At 43.0% G+C, this 18,925-nt stretch carries 9 protein-coding genes; 4 read left to right on the top strand and 5 right to left on the bottom strand.

Going from position 1 to position 18,925, the window contains the following annotated elements:
• The first annotated feature begins 166 nt into the window (after nt 1–166).
• Complete coding sequence (locus ACSUPM_RS08490; RefSeq protein ID WP_025651778.1) at nt 167–1,195, top strand: endonuclease/exonuclease/phosphatase family protein; 1,029 nt, start codon at nt 167–169, stop codon at nt 1,193–1,195.
• A gap of 215 nt (nt 1,196–1,410) precedes the next feature.
• Complete coding sequence (locus tag ACSUPM_RS08485) at nt 1,411–2,103, top strand: TetR/AcrR family transcriptional regulator (protein ID WP_025651779.1); 693 nt, start codon at nt 1,411–1,413, stop codon at nt 2,101–2,103.
• A gap of 226 nt (nt 2,104–2,329) precedes the next feature.
• Here the strand turns inward: ACSUPM_RS08485 and ACSUPM_RS08480 are convergent, their stop codons facing one another.
• The 5 genes from ACSUPM_RS08480 to ACSUPM_RS08460 all read right to left on the bottom strand — a co-directional run bounded on the left by ACSUPM_RS08480 (nt 2,330) and on the right by ACSUPM_RS08460 (nt 13,666).
• Entirely contained in the window at nt 2,330–3,106 is a 777-nt protein-coding gene (locus tag ACSUPM_RS08480; protein WP_201566232.1) for a hypothetical protein, read from the bottom strand.
• A 137-nt stretch (nt 3,107–3,243) separates the two neighbouring features.
• Nucleotides 3,244–8,556: a hypothetical protein gene (locus ACSUPM_RS08475; RefSeq protein ID WP_436879848.1), complete on the bottom strand. Its 5,313-nt coding sequence runs from the start codon at nt 8,554–8,556 to the stop codon at nt 3,244–3,246.
• Between the two features lie 118 nt (nt 8,557–8,674).
• The gene (locus tag ACSUPM_RS08470) at nt 8,675–10,843 is read right to left on the bottom strand and encodes a beta strand repeat-containing protein (protein WP_436879847.1); all 2,169 of its coding nucleotides are present in this window, start codon (nt 10,841–10,843) and stop codon (nt 8,675–8,677) included.
• A gap of 66 nt (nt 10,844–10,909) precedes the next feature.
• A complete protein-coding gene (locus tag ACSUPM_RS08465) occupies nt 10,910–11,374 on the bottom strand; it encodes a hypothetical protein (RefSeq protein ID WP_436879846.1) in 465 nt (154 codons plus the stop codon).
• 270 nt (nt 11,375–11,644) lie between these two features.
• Nucleotides 11,645–13,666 (bottom strand): hypothetical protein, encoded by a 2,022-nt coding sequence (locus tag ACSUPM_RS08460; protein ID WP_436879845.1) that lies wholly within the window; start codon nt 13,664–13,666, stop codon nt 11,645–11,647.
• A 591-nt stretch (nt 13,667–14,257) separates the two neighbouring features.
• On the opposite strand from ACSUPM_RS08460, the gene aceE reads away from it, so the two are divergent.
• Together aceE and ACSUPM_RS08450 are read left to right on the top strand one after the other, a co-directional pair.
• On the top strand, nt 14,258–17,071 hold the full coding sequence (gene aceE / locus ACSUPM_RS08455) for a pyruvate dehydrogenase (acetyl-transferring), homodimeric type (RefSeq protein ID WP_436879844.1): 2,814 nt from the start codon (nt 14,258–14,260) through the stop codon (nt 17,069–17,071).
• A gap of 25 nt (nt 17,072–17,096) precedes the next feature.
• Nucleotides 17,097–18,866, top strand: coding sequence for a 2-oxo acid dehydrogenase subunit E2 (locus ACSUPM_RS08450; protein WP_201616271.1), 1,770 nt, complete (start codon nt 17,097–17,099; stop codon nt 18,864–18,866).
• Nucleotides 18,867–18,925 lie beyond the last annotated feature (59 nt).

Raw genomic sequence — 18,925 nt, 5'->3', positions numbered from 1 at the left:
GAAAGCGTTCTCTACATTATCAATGAACCCAGTTTTTCTAGCTATGAAATAGTAGGATAAAACAATACGAAACACTACAGATTTAGTGGAGGCGGTCTATTATTATGAACAGCTTGCGTTGTTTATTCATAATAATGCATACTATCCAAATAGCACTAGGAGTTTTATGAGTTACTCTGCCAATAAAGGTAGCGATAAACAGTTTTATATCGCTACTGCCAATTTGCTAAATTTTGCCAATCCTAATCGCATGTATTATGAAAATGCTGAGCCGTACAGTAATAAAGAGTATGAAAGTAAATTGCGTGGCATCAGCGACTTATTAGCAAAAGCCCATGCCGACATTATTGCCGTACAAGAAGTATGGGACAGCGAGGCGCTAGAGGCATTGGCAGTATCGTTAGGATTTAAGCCCGAACATGTGGTTATTCCGCTAGCAAGCAATGACAGTTCGAGTGCTTATACTCAAGGTAGAGGGGCGCAAAATACACCTGCCGTAGGTATTATTAGTCGCTTTGAACAATTAGAGACGACTTTATTAGAGCAAGTGGCGCCAAAGGCGGTGATTGATATTCCTGATATTGGTCCTTATGAGCGTTTTAACCGTCCACCCTTGGTATTGCGAGTAGATGCATTCGGGCAGCCCATTACTATTATTACAGCTCACCTTAAAAGTAAGCGCGCTTTTTTCTTACGAGATGAAGCCGGCAATTTGTTAGAAGATATGGATGACCCCAATATTCGCATTCGTGCCAAGCTTCGTAGCTTATGTATGCGGGCAGCAGAAGCGGCATCTATTCGAATGTTTATCATCGAACGCTTGAAGCATACTCGTGAGCCCTTAATCTTACTTGGTGATATGAACGACGTCACCGGTAGTGTGACCACGCAACTAATGACCGAGACTGGCGAAGTCAATTATGATAAAAGCATGCGTGATGTTGCCTTGTTCGACGCCGCTCGCATTCAAGCGCGTTATGGTTGGATGAAAGACGTGGCATATACCCACATTTATCAAGGTATGCCAGAAGTAATTGATCAGCTGTTCGTTTCAGAGGAATTTTTGCCTGATAGCAAGTTTGCAATCGGTCAGGTTGAGCGAGTTGACTATTTTAATGACCATTTAAAGTGGGATTATGCCGATAGAGTCATCGATCATGGTATTATAAGGGCGAAAATAAAACTTCATTATTAACCCTAATATACTGTTAATCGATACATTATTTTTTAACCCATGCACGTCCCTTGCTTGATAGTGTACAAGCGTTTATGATGCCTCTTCATTGAGCATAGAGCGGTAATATTAGCCCGTATTACCAACTAACAAACAGTCGTTCTTAAATTTAGAATGAATACTGTCCAATGAAGACCATATTTATAAAGATAGGGCACAACATTAAGAGACTTACAATGAGTGAAAATAGAGACGACAAAATTGAAGATGTACTGGTAGATTCGGAACTGGCAAAGAAGCTGGTACCTAATAAATTTAAATTTACCAGTCAGCAAGGTCGCGCGCGCCGTCAAAAGCTATTGATGGGTGCCAAAAAACTGAGTGAAACGCAGTCTATCAATGATATTACCTTGGCTGCTGTTTGCGAAGAAGCTGGCATTCCAAGAGCATCTGCTTATCATTTCTTTCCGAATATCGAAGCCATATTTTTAGCATTGCGCTTTTTGAATGCTATCGAGATTTTAGAGATTTTGACAACTGTAGAAACGGTTGATTACGACAGATGGCAGGGATATTTAACAGCACTTATCGATCGCTGTGTGCATATCTTTCATGAAGATCAGACCAAAGCAAAATTGATCTATGGTACGAATACACCTGATTTTGAAGGTGATAGTTTCGGTGAAGATATGGATCATCAAGTGGTTGAACTGGTATATAAACGTTTAGCAGAACGGTATGAAGTGCCAAAATTTGAAGATATCCAAGATGTTCTTTTGGTCACTTATAGTATTATCAACGCTATCTTTACGGTTTCTTACCGCCGTCATGAGAGCATTACAGAGAAGTATCTGCAAGAAGCAAATACTGCGTCAATTGCTTATCTGCGCTGTTATTTACCAGAAAAGCTACCACGTAAAAACCGCTAATTTATTTTGTGCTAAACGTGGATGATATTATAAAAGTTAACTGAAATTTTAATACAAAAAAGCCGACTATTTATGAGTCGGCTTTTTTAATTTCTATTTTTGTGACGGTCTTTTGTTTGCCTAGGTTCAATAATAACGAAAATATTGACAAGTAGCTGTCAGAAAATATCTAAGATGAGCGACATTTGGTGCCAAAAACACCTTGCTCATTTTTGCGATTGCTAGGTTATTGAGCGATAGAAAACAGTTTTTGCCCTTGGCAAACATCCTCACTCGGATCCAAAGGGGCATATTGCTTGTAATAACGCACGATCAGATTCTCTAAGGCGACGTTAGCTTGCGAATCATGGGCGTTCACATAGGCCTCACGCGCTTGCTCTAGCCAGCGATCTGCCATGCGGAAGTGACTGCCTGACTCTTTTGAGCCACGCTCACACTGATTGGTTGCTGCCCATATTAAAGCCACTTCACTAAATGCCATTTCACGTGGCGCAGTACCAATACCGTCGCTGTCTTTTAAAGCACTCAAAGTTGCCCAAAGATCAGGACGCATCAAAGCAGATTCAGACGGGATATCCTGATATAGGCTTATGTCTTGTGCGGTATCATTTTTTAGCGCTTGCAATATCGTCTCTGCCGACTGCGCTGCGTATGTACCAGCCGGTGAGCGGCTATTAATACTGTCTTGATGAATAGCATAGTTAATCCACGCTTGCGCTTTATACGCTAGATACTGCTGCTGCGCTGTCATGTCTTTTTGCTGATAAGCTTGTAGTTGCGTCAACAGGCAACTCAGCGCTCGTTGCTGCGTACTTTGGTATTTATAAGCAGAGGGTTGTGTCTGCAAATCACCATGGCAATAGTTAGAAGCTTGTAGAGTAATAGCTGGAGCCTCTTTGGCTACTGCCAGCGCTGATGAAGCAGTCGTCAGGAGCAAGACTGCTGCGAGCGTAGTATAGATAGGCTGTTTATTGGTTACAGCTTTGATCGCAGAGTACAACATAATGCGAACCTTGTATAAAGGTAATGAGTGTGGATATTGGTTTTTATTAGCACTGACTTTATAAGCCCTTAATCGATAAAGGACTGTAAATCGGCGAGCAAATTATCATAAGCCATGCCTATGATAATTTGGCTAAATTATAACGTAGAATCGCTGGTTAAACGTTTATTTTTGCGTGGATCTTCACGTTTGAATAAATCTTCATCAAATTTGAAGCGTAGTCTAAAATAAGCGCCTTCTTGCGTGCTGTCATCATAAGCGATGTCTTCATCTTCAAAGCCCATAAAGTTGTAGCCGAGTGATAACCACAGGTTGGTCATCGGGCTGTAGCCAACTTCTGCACCAACCAGATAAGCCAAGTCATCCGCTTGTTTATTCCAGTAAGTACCTGCTTGTAGACCAATATCCCAACGCTCGCTAATGTCATATAAGCCGCGTGCATAGACCGCGTGAGCCGTGTTATCGCTTACGATATTGTCAGCATCATATTCTGTATATTTACCCGCATAGCGACCTGATAACGTTAATGGGCGCGTCGGATGATAGTTGCCGCTCCATGACCAGACAATCGCATCTTTTTGATAGGGATCGTTACCGGTAGCGTTATCATCTAAACGGTACTCAAGCTTGGCAAGCATATCGAGCTGATTGCTATCATAATCACGGTAAGCGGCACCAAGCTGGAAACGATTAATAGTGCGATGACCATCGTCATAATCCACTTGCGAGTAGATATCTTTTGCTAATAGAGTAATGTCATCGGTGTAACGATAAGCAATGCCAGCGCTACCGAGAAGGGTATCACTGGTGTCACCCCAGCGTTTTTCTAGACGCCCTGAAGCCTTGTAGTTTTCTTTGGCTAGGTATTCAACCCCGACGCCAGCTGCAGTTGCCGTACTGTCTTCGTCACCTTCTAAAGACTCAACACGCTCAAATAGTGTGCTTAAGGTCAGACCTTCTTGTACATACCATTTGTTTTTTAGACCGATAGCGGCTTCTGCTTCGCGGGCACTGATCGCATCGCTCATACGGTATTCGCTGTAGACTTTACCGTCTTTCATATAAGTGGCATCGAAGCCTACGACGGTACGCTGGCGTTCTTCTGTATCATCTAAACCGTAGCTACCTGATAAGCTGTTAATTAAGTCATGACGCACATATAAGCGACCTAAGTTACCCAGTGGTGTCTCGCCACCGATAGAGGTTGCATTACGCTCGCTATTGTCAATATCTTGCTCATATTCGGCAAATACCAAAGAGTTATTTAGTTTTGGCAAACGCGCTGTCAGACGAGCGCGGGCAGTCGTTCCCTCGATATCTTTGTCAGCGTTACTGACGCCATTAAGCGCTGATTGATTAATGATGTCATCATTGAATATTGTATCATCAGTAACATCTAGCACATCAGTGGCTGCTTGGGTATTGCGTGAGGCGGCGGTCGCATCTTGTTTGTAGTAGCGCACCCCAATTTCACCAACGATATTTTGACTGAGACGCTGCTCAATGCTTGCTTCTACACCTTCGCGACTGGCCTCTGTTGTATGATCTTCTGTACGTACGCCTTCAAGTTTAAGCGCTGTCTTTTTATCATTCAGAGTGTGAGTGACTTCTACGCCAGATTCAGTACGACCCGCAGTTAGCGGTGATGCGCCAGTGACAAAACCTTCTTCAGCATCATTATAATAAGCTTTGGCACGGGTGTTTGATTTATTGTCGTAATCTAATTCTATACGTAGCGCATCACCTTTGGCATCGCGGCCTTCTAAGAGATCCGCATTAATCTGGTTACTTGGTTGAAAGTTTGGATTTTCTGCTTTGTTTTTGGCATATTCTGCGACCAGTTTTAGCTTATCGTTGAACTTGATAACGCTGTTAACACTCGCGAGCTCTTCTTTATTTAGTGGGTCATCACTATTGACATAGCTGCCACCGATGGCGATTTTGGCAGTCAGTTGTTGCTTGGCTGCAATGCCGCCCACCCAATATTTTTCGCCGCCTTCGTCTACTTCTACGGTAACGCGTAGATAAATAGGGTTGCCTTCCAAATCTTGACTGGCAATCGGCGCTTTTAGGTATAAACTGCGGCTGATAGGGTCGATTTCATAATCAGCAAATCGTGTCAGCGTCTCACGGCGTACGATAAGTCCAGGGTTATTCGCATCGCGAGTAATGACCTCAATGGTTTCGGAGTTCTCTAGTACCGCATCGAAGTCGTTAGCCAGTGGATAAGGACCGGAAATGCCAAGACCACGAGTCTCGTTGACGCGTTGTGATGAGCTGGTTTCGGAGATAAAGGTGGTGATACGGGTATTATTGTCTTCGTATTGAGCTTTGGCACCAGTTAACGTACGATTATACTGACCAAGTTCGATACCTTCATCGTTATCGATCTGAGTCTTGAGATCGCCGTACATGGCAAATGAGCGACCTTTATCTACGCGTACGTAGAGCTTGCTAGTAGACTGGGCGTCAAAGCCTTTTGCCGATGAATCGCCATAGACGGGATAGTATTCGCCTGGATCGATATCACGGAATAGGCGCTCGCCTTTTTTGTCACTGTCATAGGCAAGGGTTAGTAGATAATCACCGCGCACTTTGCCTTTTAGGAACATTGCTGCACGACCAGTGGCTGAATAATCGTCACCGCCAGCAATCTCATTCAATTCTTGCTCAAAAGCCCCTTGAGCATCGGTAATATTACTGCCATCAAAGTCTTTAAGCGATATAGCCCCTTCGACAATACCCACAGCAATCAATGGACGTAGTTTAGCGGTGAACTGTAGCGGAATTACTTGCTTGCTGCTACCAGTATCAATGACTAGTTCACCTTTGCCTGGCGCACTTGGGGCGGTAACAGGTATCAATAACTCGCCACCAGAGACGATAACTTGAGTACCGGCTTGATCTTTACTGGTATCGCTAAGATTAATACGACCAATATTGGTATCGATAGTGATTGGTGTTGAGGCGATATAAGGACGACCATCCCGATCCTTTAAGCTGATAACCACTTGATAGTCGCTAACACCATCTGCGGCAACCAACTGCGCTTGAGTACGATAGTCTATAGATTGGAGATTGTCTGGTGTAAAGACATCAAGCGTCTGCTCAGAGATGATTTTTCCATTAATATCAGTCGCTACAGCATGTAGGACGTTACGACCACGTTTAAGCTCAACGCCATAATAATCAAATGCTGTCACATTTTGTTTTTCTTGCTCAGCAGTTTTACCAATTTTATCTTCTGATACGGCTGTACCATTGGCATATAGCGTGAAATTGCTACCCAGTGGCGCTTGTACTTGTACCATTTGCTTATAAGAATTGAGCTGTTGACCTGCGCTCAGATTAATAAAAGTCACATCGTTATTAGCGACTTCTTTTAGGTATTCTTCTAGCACTTTTTCGACAGGGGGAGCAACAGTAGTCACTTCCATATTTATGTTAGTAGATGGATTGACCATCTCATTAACGATAGCAGAGTCGCAGTTACTACCAAGGTCTAAATCACCATTGATATTACAACCGCTGGCGTCCACATTATCATTGTAGTCGCGATTGTAGTCAGGCTCTAAAGTCAGCTCGGTTTTTACGGCTTGCTCAAGAGTATCATTCTTTGCGCTCACTGATTTGCTACGAGCTACCAACTCTGCGTTCAAGCGTTCAGTGCTATCGCCCATACCACCGACGATAGCGAAATCAGCACGATGTAGCTCACCGTATTTTAAGTCGACAAAACGGCTGCCAGCATCACCAGCGTTACGGTTGGTTTGGATGACCATTTCGGTCGCGTTAGGAATGGTCGTGCGATCAACTTTTAATACGTGAGTTTTGGCACTAACCCCATAAAAGTTATACTTACCTTCAGGATCGGTGACGATAAAGTTACCGTTTTCCATATAGATGCGCACGCCAGCAACGCCTAGCTCGCCATCTTGTTTTTGTTGAATGCCGTCACGGTTGATATCGTGGTATACCTTACCGACGATGATGCCATCAGTATTCATGACGCCGCGCTCAACCTCAATTTTCCACTGCGCTTCTCTTGATACTAGGCTTTGACCTTGCTCATTGCTCGCAACGGCAGTCGCACGGTTGATACCATCACCACCTAAAGAGGTAGCACCGACTAATACACGATAAGTGATTTTTTTACTTTCGCCAACCGCCATGTTACCTAACTTTAAAACCTGATACTTACCATCCGCCTTAAACTCAGTGGTTTGCGTCTGATTGATATCGATATTAGCAGTTTTACCAACACGCACACTACCATCGACGTAGTCAAAACCACGGGGTAAGGCATCTTTTAGCTGAACATCATAAGCGGTAGAGTTGCCGCTGTTGGTTATATTAATGGTATAGCTAACATAGTCACCAAGCTCAGCTGTTTTAACGTCACTTTCTTTGGTCACGACTAAGCTTGGGTTGTCATCAACGATATTGATTTGTGTGTCCAAGTCGTCGATACGTACGGTCAAGTCACCTGCGCTTGGCAATTGCTCAGCGCCAGTGCCGACAGAAGGTGCGATACAAGCGTCTAGGTTGGCAGTCAAGGTATCATTTGCCAACGTCTGAATGATCTTGTCATCAATAGCATTGGCATTACTTTGGGTTGGCGCTGATAGGTGATATTTGCCCGTGCTATTACCAGTCTCTATGCCTTTTAGAGAGTACTTATCACCTGTCAATAATGAAGTAATCGTAACCCATACTTGATCAGGCTTATCTAATTGAACATTACATTGTGCGTAGTTGGCATCGATATAGACGTTTTCATCGATTTGAGAGGTGGTTTTATTGTCATCAAATGTAGGCGTGGTGAAATTGATCTCAGGCTCGACGATAACGAGTTTATCGGTGATATTAGCCGTTATAGAAGGGTCTTCTAGGACAATAGCACCAAGCTGAATCTCGGCAGTATCGTCAGTTTTACCGTTAGGATCTGACAAAGCTTGTACGATAAGCTGGATGCTTTCACTGTGCCCAAGCAAGATCTGAGCACTTAAGTTATTAAAGATAACTTCGCTGTCAGCACTGTCAATGATGCCGTTTTTATTCAAATCTTGATAGATTTTGATGTTAGATAGCGTTGGTGCTACATCAAGCGTCAACTCAACCGTTTGGTTGCTATAGCTGGTATTGCTTAAAACATTGACCCAACTAACTAAAGCATTAGGCATGACTGTCTGTACAGGCTGCTTAGTTAAGCCAATACCATATTCAGGAAGGGCAGAGACTTTGACTTGTACTTGGTTTGAAGTACCATGCTGCTTAACAGCTGCTACGTCATAATCGACGTTTGCTAGATTATCAATGATTTGCACAAGTGGATTGACTGCGGCGAATGCCATATTCGATTGCATAAGCAACATTGCCACTGACAGCGCAGAAATCTTTGCTGTGCACAATGCGGTACGATTAGACGGTGTCATTGTAGATCGGGTCATAAGTCGCTTATCCAATAAAACATAAAGAGGTAATAAGTCTCTAGCTTGAATAATATGTGCACAATTCAAGCTAGAGGATTGAGCTATAAGCAACTTGTGCTGCCTATAACTTCTTCAATTAACGAGCGTTTTTAATCTTAACTTTAAAGGTCAAACTGGCAACGCCTTGAGGAGCCAAAACATCTGTACTAGACATGGTGGCAGTAATAGCACTGGTATTTACAGCAGCAGCACCAATAGAAGAGTTATTAGTAGCAGTAGAAGCAGCTGTATCAGGTACGTAAGTAGCACCAGCTGAGAAGTTAGATAACAAATCCGAAATCGTTAAGCCTGTAATGTTAAAACCAGAAGCTGCTGCTGGATTTGCAGTTTGTATAGCAGAAGACGTATTAGTCGCCTGAATACGATAAATAACACACTGATCAGGTTTTGCATTCTCAATTGCAGTTTGAACAAAAGTAGCTGCAGAAGCGTCAGCATTACAGGCAGCATCTAATGATTGAGATTTCACTAAAGTTAGACCTCTCACATTAGTTCTATCTGTCACTGAAGTAGCAGCAGGTGCACCAGTACCAGCAGGCGTTAAAGTGACGATAGTAGCTTCGGCGCTACCAACAGCTGCCGCATCAGCAACAGTTGCAGGAGTAGTGACATTGCCTGAAGACACTTTATAGTTAATCGCTACTACGCCACCAGTTGCGATACCACCAGGTAATGAAGCAGCATTAATGGTATAGATACCATTAACAGGAGTAATGGTTCTAGTAACAGGTACTGGGTTGGCGCCAGGCGGCGTATAAGTAATACTGACAGGACCAACAACAGGTCTGACAGCTGTATTTGCGGTATCATCGGCAATAGTGAAAGTCAATGGGGCAGCATCTGTACCTTCAGTATCTTGACCGTTGTTAGTAATGTTAGTTGAGTGAGTCACTTGACCAGCAGTACCTGAGGCAGGGGCAATCTCTCTAGTGGTTGAATAGCTTAATACAACTACTCGTCTAGTGAAGGTAGTCGTTGCAGCTGTATCTACACCAGCGCCGTTAGCTTGATCAGCAGCATCAGGCACTCTAGTAGTTTCACTACCAGGAGCAGGTGTTAGTGTATTATCTAAAATGTCATAATCAGTACCGACTGTAGGAGTGTCAGATAACGTGCCAACAGCACCAACGAATTTATCATAAACCGCTACGTTGTTAGTAACTGAACTATTAGCACCAGTGAACTGAGCTTTATCAACATTAACCGTAAAAGTGATAGTGCGACTTTCACCAACTGGCAAGTTGGCGACTGGAACATCGATAGCTCGTCGACCACTGATAGTGGAAATCCTAGGTGTACCAGCGCCACCACTTACGGTCACGTCTGTTGTAGCATTATTAGGCAGAGATAGACCTGCAGGAAGGACATCTCTTATAACAAAATCAGTGGCATCAGCACTATAGTCAGTATTCGCATTAGTTACGGTAATAGTGTAAGCAATCTGAGGAGTAGTCGCTGTCAAATCGACGCTACTAGCCCCTGTTTTTACAATACTAAAAGTAGGCAATCTAACGATCGTTTGGTTTTCATTAACTAATGTAGGAACTTTAGTACCTGTTGTAGTTGCAGTAGTAATAAAGCTACTAGTAGCAGTTAGAGTACCAACAGCAATATCGCCACCAGTACGGCCAGTAGGTGTTAGTGACGTATAGCTAAGAGCTGCTTGTAAACCTGGCAACAGTTTAATATTTCTAGTAGTAGTGTTTGCGCCACCTGTTAAATTGCCACTCTGAGCTTGACCAAGTGCTTGCAATGCATTTGCTTGGTCAGCTGTTAGAGCAGCACCACCTTTTTGTCGAATTACGAAGGCAACATCTGTATTTGCTGGATGAGCATACCCTTGCGTAGGTGTGGCTGTCTCAATATTAGCGTCGTTATTAGCAGTCGTATTGATGTTATAAGTATCGCTCACGTTACCTTCATTTATCAATATATGATTGAAAGTAGCAGTAGCACCTGGAATAGTCGCTATGTTTTCGTTTTTGTCATCAGTAGCACTGTTACCATTAGTAGCGTACAGTATGAAGTTAGCTGTTTCGCTAACATTCACGGTCACTATATTAGAAGTCGCAGTTTGAGTGACCCCTGCAACATTATAACTTGCAGTTGCTACGTTATTAATAGCAGGAGTCGTAGAATTAGTCGTAGATCCTGAAGTTATAGACGCCATAGCGCCAGTCGATAGGCCCATCACTGCGGCGACGCCGACAGCTAGCAAACTATAATTAAAAGTGTTTGATTTCATGTAATGCTCCAGAGTTAAAATTAAAAATTGAAACGTTAAAAGCGTGAAGGTTTAATGTCTATTGAACTAATTAACGGTGGTATTGAGAGCAACGGCAGCTGACTTTTTCGCTGGTAGTAATTTGATGTTCCAACGCAAAGTACGGTACTCAGAGTATGGAACCTTGATCATCTTGCCATCGACTTTGCGCATCAGCGGCATATCAGCATAGTTTTTACCATCAGTGCTGGCTTGTGCGCTTGCAGGCATCGCATCACCAGTAAATGTCATGTTGGCAGGGATAGGTAGCGTCACCATCAAGTCGTTAATGTCTTTATTAATGGTATTGGTATAATTCGCTTTATACTGAATCACAGTACCTGCTGGTGCAGTACGTACTGGTGTATAGACCGTTTTACCTTCCACATTCTTTATGACTTGATTAGCTGTTAGTTCCATTTTTAGAGCGTCTTCAGCATGCGCCATATTTAGTAAAGAGCTAGAAGCTATAGTGGCTAATAGAACATTGCGTAGAATCTTGAAACGTTTCATATAAAATCCTTTCTTATACCGTTGCTATCATTGGGATACAGGTGCTTTGGGCTACAGTGAAACTGTCTATAATTTGATATCAGGATCGTCTGTAAAAAGCATACATTTCCCCTTTAAGCTATTGTCACGTAACCAATACAAATATTCATTATAAAGACGACAAATGGTATTTCGAGATGACCAAACGGTAAAAGCCCCGTCTAAGAAGACAGGGCTTTTTTTGTATTAGAAAAGGAAATAGTAATAATCTAGAGTTGCAATAGATAATAGCTACTGAGAGTTTACAGTACTATCGTATTTAGTATTGAAACGGATAGCTTGGCGACGATTAGAGGTGGAGCTGCCTAAAGAAAAACTGTTGGTTATAACCTTTCCATTATTGCCAATAGCTACTGAATTAGAGGCAAAGGATGGAACACTGTTGTTTTCTCCAATAGGGGTAGGACTGGCTAAAGTAGAAGTCACAAGCGAACCATTAGAGTCTCCCTTACTCTGTAGAATATCCGTAATGACAATATCTGTTAAAGGAACATTACCTCGATTGACGGCCTCAATTCTATAAGCGATACATTGTCCTGGTACGATGTTAGATATCGGTTTTTTACTATATGCAGCGTCAGCATTACCATCGTAATTGACACCAATGGTAGATAAGTCTTTTAAGCTACAGTTATGGACATATTGGCTCTTTATGAGCACTAAAGAGGCATTCTCTTGAATGACATCACCGAAGTTGTTATTTGGATAGTTGTATTGACTGTTAATAATATCTATTTGTCGCACATCGCTTGTCGTGTCTACAGAATAAGCATAATTACTAGGTTCATTCTGAGTGACACAGAATCTTGTGTAACTACCAACTTGTGCAGATGTCAAATTAAAGCTGTAGGTGCCATCACTATTGATATTCACCGTTTGAGGTGAAAATGTGCCACTATCACCTGTACATTTATTTAGAGTAATGGTGTGGCCAGTAGTAAATGGAATACCAGATTCAGTTGGTGAATCATACTTACCGTTAAAGTAAAGGCTATTATTTAGATATGTATCAGATACATCATCTTTGGTTGGAGATGTAATTTTGCCGTTATCATTAAATACGATACCTGAAAAGACATAATTAGATCTATCATTTGTGATTGTACACGTCCAGTTATCTCCGTAAGTTAGCTTGAGGTTTTTTGGGTCTAAAGTGCTAATGGATGTACCATCGGATCTTCTACATGCATATAAGGCAGTATAATCTGCTAAATTTGTCGATCCTGAGACTGCTTCTGTCAATGTATAGGTCTTGGTAGGATTAACCTTGAAAGTTCCTGTAGTACCTGTGCCAGTCGTGACAGTATTATTCGTCCCCGTTGTAGTAACAGAAGTAATACCGCTCGTAACTACCGAATTATCTGCATTGTCTTTAATCTGAACAGTAAATTGATCTGTATTCGTTTTACGAGAAGTCGAAAGCGCTTTTGTGTATGTTAAACGCGGCTGCGGTTGATAGCAGTAGTTATCAAATTTAATTTTAACAATTTGCGCGCTAGGGTCGTTATTAGCAACTCCATTATTAGTGTAATTCAGATCAGTATTGTTTCCATAAACCACCTCCACACCAATTACAGGTTTATCGAAAGATACTGAAACTTTACAGTTCTCGTCTAAACCACTACATGCAATACTGCTTGCTGTAACTTTTTGACGATAGGGCGCAGAATCAGTTATTCCGCTACCTTTTGATTGCAGAATAGGAGATATTTTTCCTGTACTGGTTATTCCAGTTATTGTCACTTGATCAAACCATCTAAAATATGCATTTCTTTGGGAGTCATAACCATAAAGATTAGTATCTATATCATAAATGCTTAAGCTGAGTTTATCTAAAGCTTGAGATTGGTTAGTAAATTTATTATTAAAAGTATAAGAGACAGTACGTGTTGTTTCCTTAGTAGCGTAGTCCTGAGTGAACTGAAATAATGGAACATTATCAGATTGGGATATTTGATAAATATTTGTTGATCCTGGACTTAAGGACCCATTAGTAACTAGTGAGTTTGATGCAATCAAGTAGCTTTCAGTACCTGTACCGTCTATAGTTTGATTGGTTCTAGGATTAGGTGTCACTGAAATAGGAGCTAATCTTTCATAGTCAGGAGCAGAAAAGTTGTCAGCTATAAAGCCAGCATCACAAGCTAGTGCTGCAAAAGCTAAGTAATTAGGCAGCAGTATTAATAGGGATGGTAGAGCTATCCAACGCGTTACTCTTGACTTTAGAGTCGATGGTGTAATAGACGGGTTCATAATAGCTCCAGGAGCAAGAATGGAATTTGGATATGGTTTTGTGACAAGCATAATGTTTAAATGACAATTAATATACAAAAATGAGACGAAAGTCTATTTATAGGGTATGAATAGCAGAAAATTTTTCTTAAATAAATATCTATCTAGAAACCCGAACCGCTACTATAAAAACGATATTGATTTTTATGCATCCAGTAAGGTTGAATAAATACAATTTAGTGAGTGATCAATAGTCATTTTTAAAAAAACTAATCATTATTTATTTAAAAAATACTTGTTATTTATCCATTTCTCTACAGCCATAAACAATTCCCTCGCAAACGCTTATAATAGAGTGTCAAAATCATCCATGACTGAATATACAGGGACAACAGTATGATCTGTTTTGTAGTTTCGTCCATTTGACGCATATGTCAATTCTCAGTGGCACTATTTTGTATAATCTAGCTGTACCTCACCGTATGAAACAAGGGAATGCTTGGACATAGCAAGGAAGTCATAAGTAAACCGATATCTCACTTCACACCAGTATTTAACAAAGCCCTACCGTCTAGATAGGTAGGTATGACTGATATAAAAGGACAAACAAAGATGAATTATTACAAGGATGCCGATAGCACCGAAACACAGGAATGGCTGGCCGCCTTTGAATCTGTGGTTAAACACGCAGACAAGGACCGTGCTCAGTTTCTCCTAAAAGCCTTATACAATATGGCGGTTCAAGAAGGACTGCCGTTCAACAGACTAGACACTGCGTACGTCAATAGTATCGCTGTTGAAGATGAGCCGATGTACCCAGGCGACCTAGGCATGGAGCGTAAGATACGCGCTTTGATTCGTTATAATGCACTTGCTATGGTCATGCGCGCCAATAAAAACGACGATGATCTAGGTGGTCACTTAGCGACATTTGCCTCTAGTGCGACACTTTATGAAACGGGATTCAACCATTTTTTCCGTGCGGCAAGCGATCACTTCGGTGGCGATATGATTTACTACCAAGGTCACTCTGCACCCGGTATCTATGCCCGCTCATTTTTAGAAGGTCGCTTGACCGAGGAGCAGCTTGAGAATTTCCGTCGTGAAGTCGGTGGCAAAGGCTTATCAAGTTATCCGCATCCTTATTTGATGCCCGACTATTGGCAGTTCCCTACGGTATCAATGGGCCTTGGTCCTATCATGTCGATCTATCATGCGCACGTGCATAATTATATGATCAATCGCGGATTGCTCGAAGATGAAGGTCGTAAGATTTGGACCTTCTTGGGCGATGGCGAGACAGATGAGCCAGAAAGCTTAGGGGCTATTTCTCTAGCGGGCCGCGAAAAGCTAGACAACCTAATTTGGGTGGTCAACTGTAACTTACAGCGTCTTGATGGACCAGTCCGTGGTAATGGTAAGATTATTCAAGAGTTAGAATCTGTGTTCCGCGGTGCTGGCTGGCGAGTTATCAAAGTCGTTTGGGGTGGCAACTGGGATACCTTGCTAGCCAATGATGACTCTGGCGCGCTTAAATATCGCATGGAAGAAGCGGTTGATGGTGAGTATCAGTTATATGAAGCTCGTGATCCTGAGTTTGTTCGCACTGAGTTTTTTGGCAAATATCCTGAGCTAGCAGAAGTCGGCAAGTCGTTGTCTGATGATGATATCGCACGCTTAAATCGTGGTGGTCATGACCCAGTGAAGGTTTACGCCGCCTTTAGTGAAGCGATGAAAACTAAAGGTCAGCCAACGGTGATTTTAGCCAAAACCGTGAAAGGCTATGGCTTGTCGGATCAAGCCCAAGCCGTTAACAAATCGCATCAGATCAAAAAGCTGGATCAAGAGGGCTTGATGTACTTCCGTGATCGCTTTGATTTGCCTTTTACGGATGAGCAGCTAGAGACGCTACCGTTTTATCGTCCAGAAGAAAACTCAGCAGAGATGAAATATCTAAAAGGGCGCCGCGAAGCTTTGGGCGGTCATTTACCCAATCGCCGCAGTGGGCATATCCCCTTAAATATCCCTGAATTGTCCATCTTTGACCGCGTATTAAAAGGTAGTAATGGCAAAGAGCAATCGACGACGATGGTGTTCGTACGCCTGCTGGCAGCCATGCTAAAAAACAAAGATATCCAAGATCGAGTAGTACCCATTGTCCCTGACGAAGCGCGTACTTTTGGTCTAGAAGGTATGTTCCGTCAATTGGGTATTTATTCTGCTATCGGTCAAACCTATACGCCAGAAGATAGCGAAGCATTGATGGGCTATAAAGAAGCCAAAGACGGTCACATGCTAGAAGAAGGCATCAACGAAGCTGGGGCGATGAGTGCTTGGATTGCGCTCGCGACCAGTTATTCGATCAACGCCTTACCGATGATTCCGCTATATATCTATTATTCTATGTTTGGTTTCCAACGTGTGGGCGATTTGGCTTGGGCGGCAGGGGATTGCCAAGCACAAGGTTTCTTATTGGGTGCGACCGCTGGTCGTACGACACTGAATGGCGAAGGCTTGCAGCATCAAGACGGTCATTCGCAGATATTGTTCAACGTCGTACCAAACTGCGTCAGCTATGACCCCTGCTTTGGTTATGAGCTGGCCGTTATCATGCATGATGGCTTGCGCCGCATGTACGCAGAAGGCGAGCGCGTCTATTATTACTTGACGCTTATGAATGAAAACTATGAGCAGCCTGCCATGCCAGAAGGGGTGGAAGAAGGTATCAAACGCGGTATGTATTTGCTAGAAGACAATGGCTCAAGTCAGGTTCAGCTCTTGGGTTCGGGCGTTATCTTACGTGAAGTGCAAAAAGCAGCACAGATTCTAAAAGATGAGTTTAATATCACCTCCAACGTCTGGAGTGTGACCAGCTTTAACGAGCTGACTCGAGATGGTATGGCGTGTGATGATTACAATCGCTTGCATCCAATGGACGAAGAAAAGGTGCCTTGGGTCACTGAGCAATTGGCCCAGCACGAAGGTATCGTAGTGGCAGCGACGGACTATATGCGTAACTATTCGGAGCAGATTCGTGGTTGGTTACCTGACAGTCGTCCTTATACCACGCTAGGAACAGATGGTTATGGTCGTTCAGACTCACGTGAGAAATTGCGCAGCTTCTTTAACGTCGACGCCGCTCACATTGTGGTAGCGACGCTAAAACGCTTGGCTGATGAAGGTGAAGTCGAAATGCGCTTGGTCAAAGATGCCATTTCTAGCTTCGGTATCGATGTAGATCATCCACCTGCATGGCAGCAACAGCCTCATTATGATCATTTCCCAGATGCGCCAGCGCCTGATAATGTCAACCCGCATCCTGTCCCTGAGTTCGTTGGGGAAGAGGATGACGAAATCAGTAGTGAAGGCCGTTCTGAAGATCAAGCCGATGCGACTTTACTCAATGATGGTGATGTCAAAGAATAATAACCATAAGACAAGGAGATAAATCATGGACATTAAAGCCCCCGATTTGGGTGTTGATAGCGCCGAAGTCAGCGAAATTATGGTAGAAGTTGGCGACGTCATCGAAAAAGACGACAACATTATTTTATTAGAATCTGACAAAGCCTCAGTCGAAGTACCTAGCTCTGCCGCTGGTACAGTCACTAAAATCAGCGTTGCAGTTGGCGATCAAGTCAGTGAAGGCATGGTACTGATTGAGTTAGATAGTGATACTGGCACTGATAGTGAAGACAGCGGTAATGAGAGCAATGATGCTGAGGCAGATGATCAGCAAGCTCCTGAAAATAATGCGGCAAGTGCGGATAGTGTAGATGCCGAAAACGACGATAAAGAAAAAGCACAGGAAGACGAGCAAGCATCTTCTGTCTCCGATAGCGCTGCTGACTCTGCGCCAAGCTCAGGGAAAGCGACCACTCATGCACTGCCTGATTTAGGTGTGGATGAAGCGCAAGTTTCTGAGATCATGGTGAGTGTCGGTGACATGGTTAGCGCTGACCAATCTATTTTGCTGATTGAGTCTGATAAGGCATCGGTTGAAGTACCGGCACCAGAAGCAGGGAAAATTGAGAAAATACTGGTCGAAGCTGGTGATATGGTTGCCAATGGTCAAGATTTTATCGTCATCATTAGTAGTGGCTCAGAGGCGGATAGTGCCAATAAATCAGCAAATGAATCAAAAACTGAGTCAAAAACCGACAAACAAACCAGCTCAAATGACCAAAAGCAGGCGGCGGCTGAGCCAAAGCAAGCATCTGTAAAAGAGACGTCAACCAGTACACCGACTCAATCAGCGGACAATAAACTGACTGAAACTCAGGTGAATGAGAAGTTGGTCGATGTTTATGCTGGTCCTGCCGTGCGTAAGTTGGCAAGGCAGCTAGGTGTAGATATCAGTCAAGTGACGGGTTCTGCAATTAATGAACGTATCTTAAAAGAAGACTTATTTGCCCATGTGAAGCAAAGCCTGACCAATAAGCAAGCTGCACCTGCTAGTAGTGGCACTGCGTCCAGAGCAAGCCTACCAAGCTTACCTGATATGAGTAATGCAGAAATCTGGGGCGAGACAGAAGTGCAGGATCTGAGCCGTCTACAAAAAGTCTCGATACCGCAGCTCAATTACAATACCTATCTACCACAAGTGACGCAGTTTGACTTGTCCGATATCACTGAGACAGAAAAGCTACGCGGTGAGCTAAAAGGCGGTATGAAGGCGGAAGGTATCGGCTTTACTATCTTGGCATTTGTGGTAAAAGCAACCGCCTATGCCTTGACCCAGCATCCTCGCTTCAATAGTCACTTAAGCGATGACAATAGCCAAATTATCTTACGCAAAAGCGTCAATATGGGTATTGCAGTGGCAACTGATGACGGGCTTATCGTACCTGTCATCAAAAATGTGCAAGACAAGGGTCTTAAACAAATCGCGATTGAGATTGGCGAGCTGGCAGTCAAAGCCCGTGATAAAAAGCTGAGCACCAAAGATTTACAAGGCGCAAGCTTTACCATATCAAGCCAAGGTAATTTAGGTGGGACGGCATTTACACCATTGGTAAATTGGCCACAAGTAGGTATCTTGGGTGTGTCTGAAGCCAGTATGCAGCCACGTTGGAATGAGAGTAGCCAGAGCTTTGAGCCACGCCTCATGCTGCCATTATCTTTATCTTATGATCACCGCGTGATTAATGGTGCAGATGCGGCAGTATTCACCCGATATATTGCGACCTTGCTTGCTGATCCACGCCGTATTTTACTGTAGAGATTTTTGGTTTTTAACCTGTATAAACAATAAAAAGACTGTCTACGGATGGTCTTTTT

It is taken from the genome of Psychrobacter okhotskensis, assembly GCF_965638355.1.
Classification (GTDB): Bacteria; Pseudomonadota; Gammaproteobacteria; order Pseudomonadales; family Moraxellaceae; genus Psychrobacter; species Psychrobacter okhotskensis.
The sequence above is the reverse complement of the archived record's forward strand: the minus strand, read 5'-3'. Positions and strand labels throughout refer to the sequence as shown.

Bases quoted from the DNA above. Each gene is read 5' to 3' on its own strand.
- ACSUPM_RS08485 (WP_025651779.1), top strand. From the start codon at position 1,411: ATGAGTGAAAATAGAGACGACAAAATTGAAGATGTACTGGTAGATTCG.
- ACSUPM_RS08470 (WP_436879847.1), bottom strand. From the start codon at position 10,843: ATGAAATCAAACACTTTTAATTATAGTTTGCTAGCTGTCGGCGTCGCC.
- ACSUPM_RS08465 (WP_436879846.1), bottom strand. From the start codon at position 11,374: ATGAAACGTTTCAAGATTCTACGCAATGTTCTATTAGCCACTATAGCT.
- ACSUPM_RS08480 (WP_201566232.1), bottom strand. From the start codon at position 3,106: ATGTTGTACTCTGCGATCAAAGCTGTAACCAATAAACAGCCTATCTAT.
- aceE (WP_436879844.1), top strand. From the start codon at position 14,258: ATGAATTATTACAAGGATGCCGATAGCACCGAAACACAGGAATGGCTG.
- ACSUPM_RS08450 (WP_201616271.1), top strand. From the start codon at position 17,097: ATGGACATTAAAGCCCCCGATTTGGGTGTTGATAGCGCCGAAGTCAGC.
- ACSUPM_RS08460 (WP_436879845.1), bottom strand. From the start codon at position 13,666: ATGAACCCGTCTATTACACCATCGACTCTAAAGTCAAGAGTAACGCGT.
- ACSUPM_RS08490 (WP_025651778.1), top strand. From the start codon at position 167: ATGAGTTACTCTGCCAATAAAGGTAGCGATAAACAGTTTTATATCGCT.
- ACSUPM_RS08475 (WP_436879848.1), bottom strand. From the start codon at position 8,556: ATGACCCGATCTACAATGACACCGTCTAATCGTACCGCATTGTGCACA.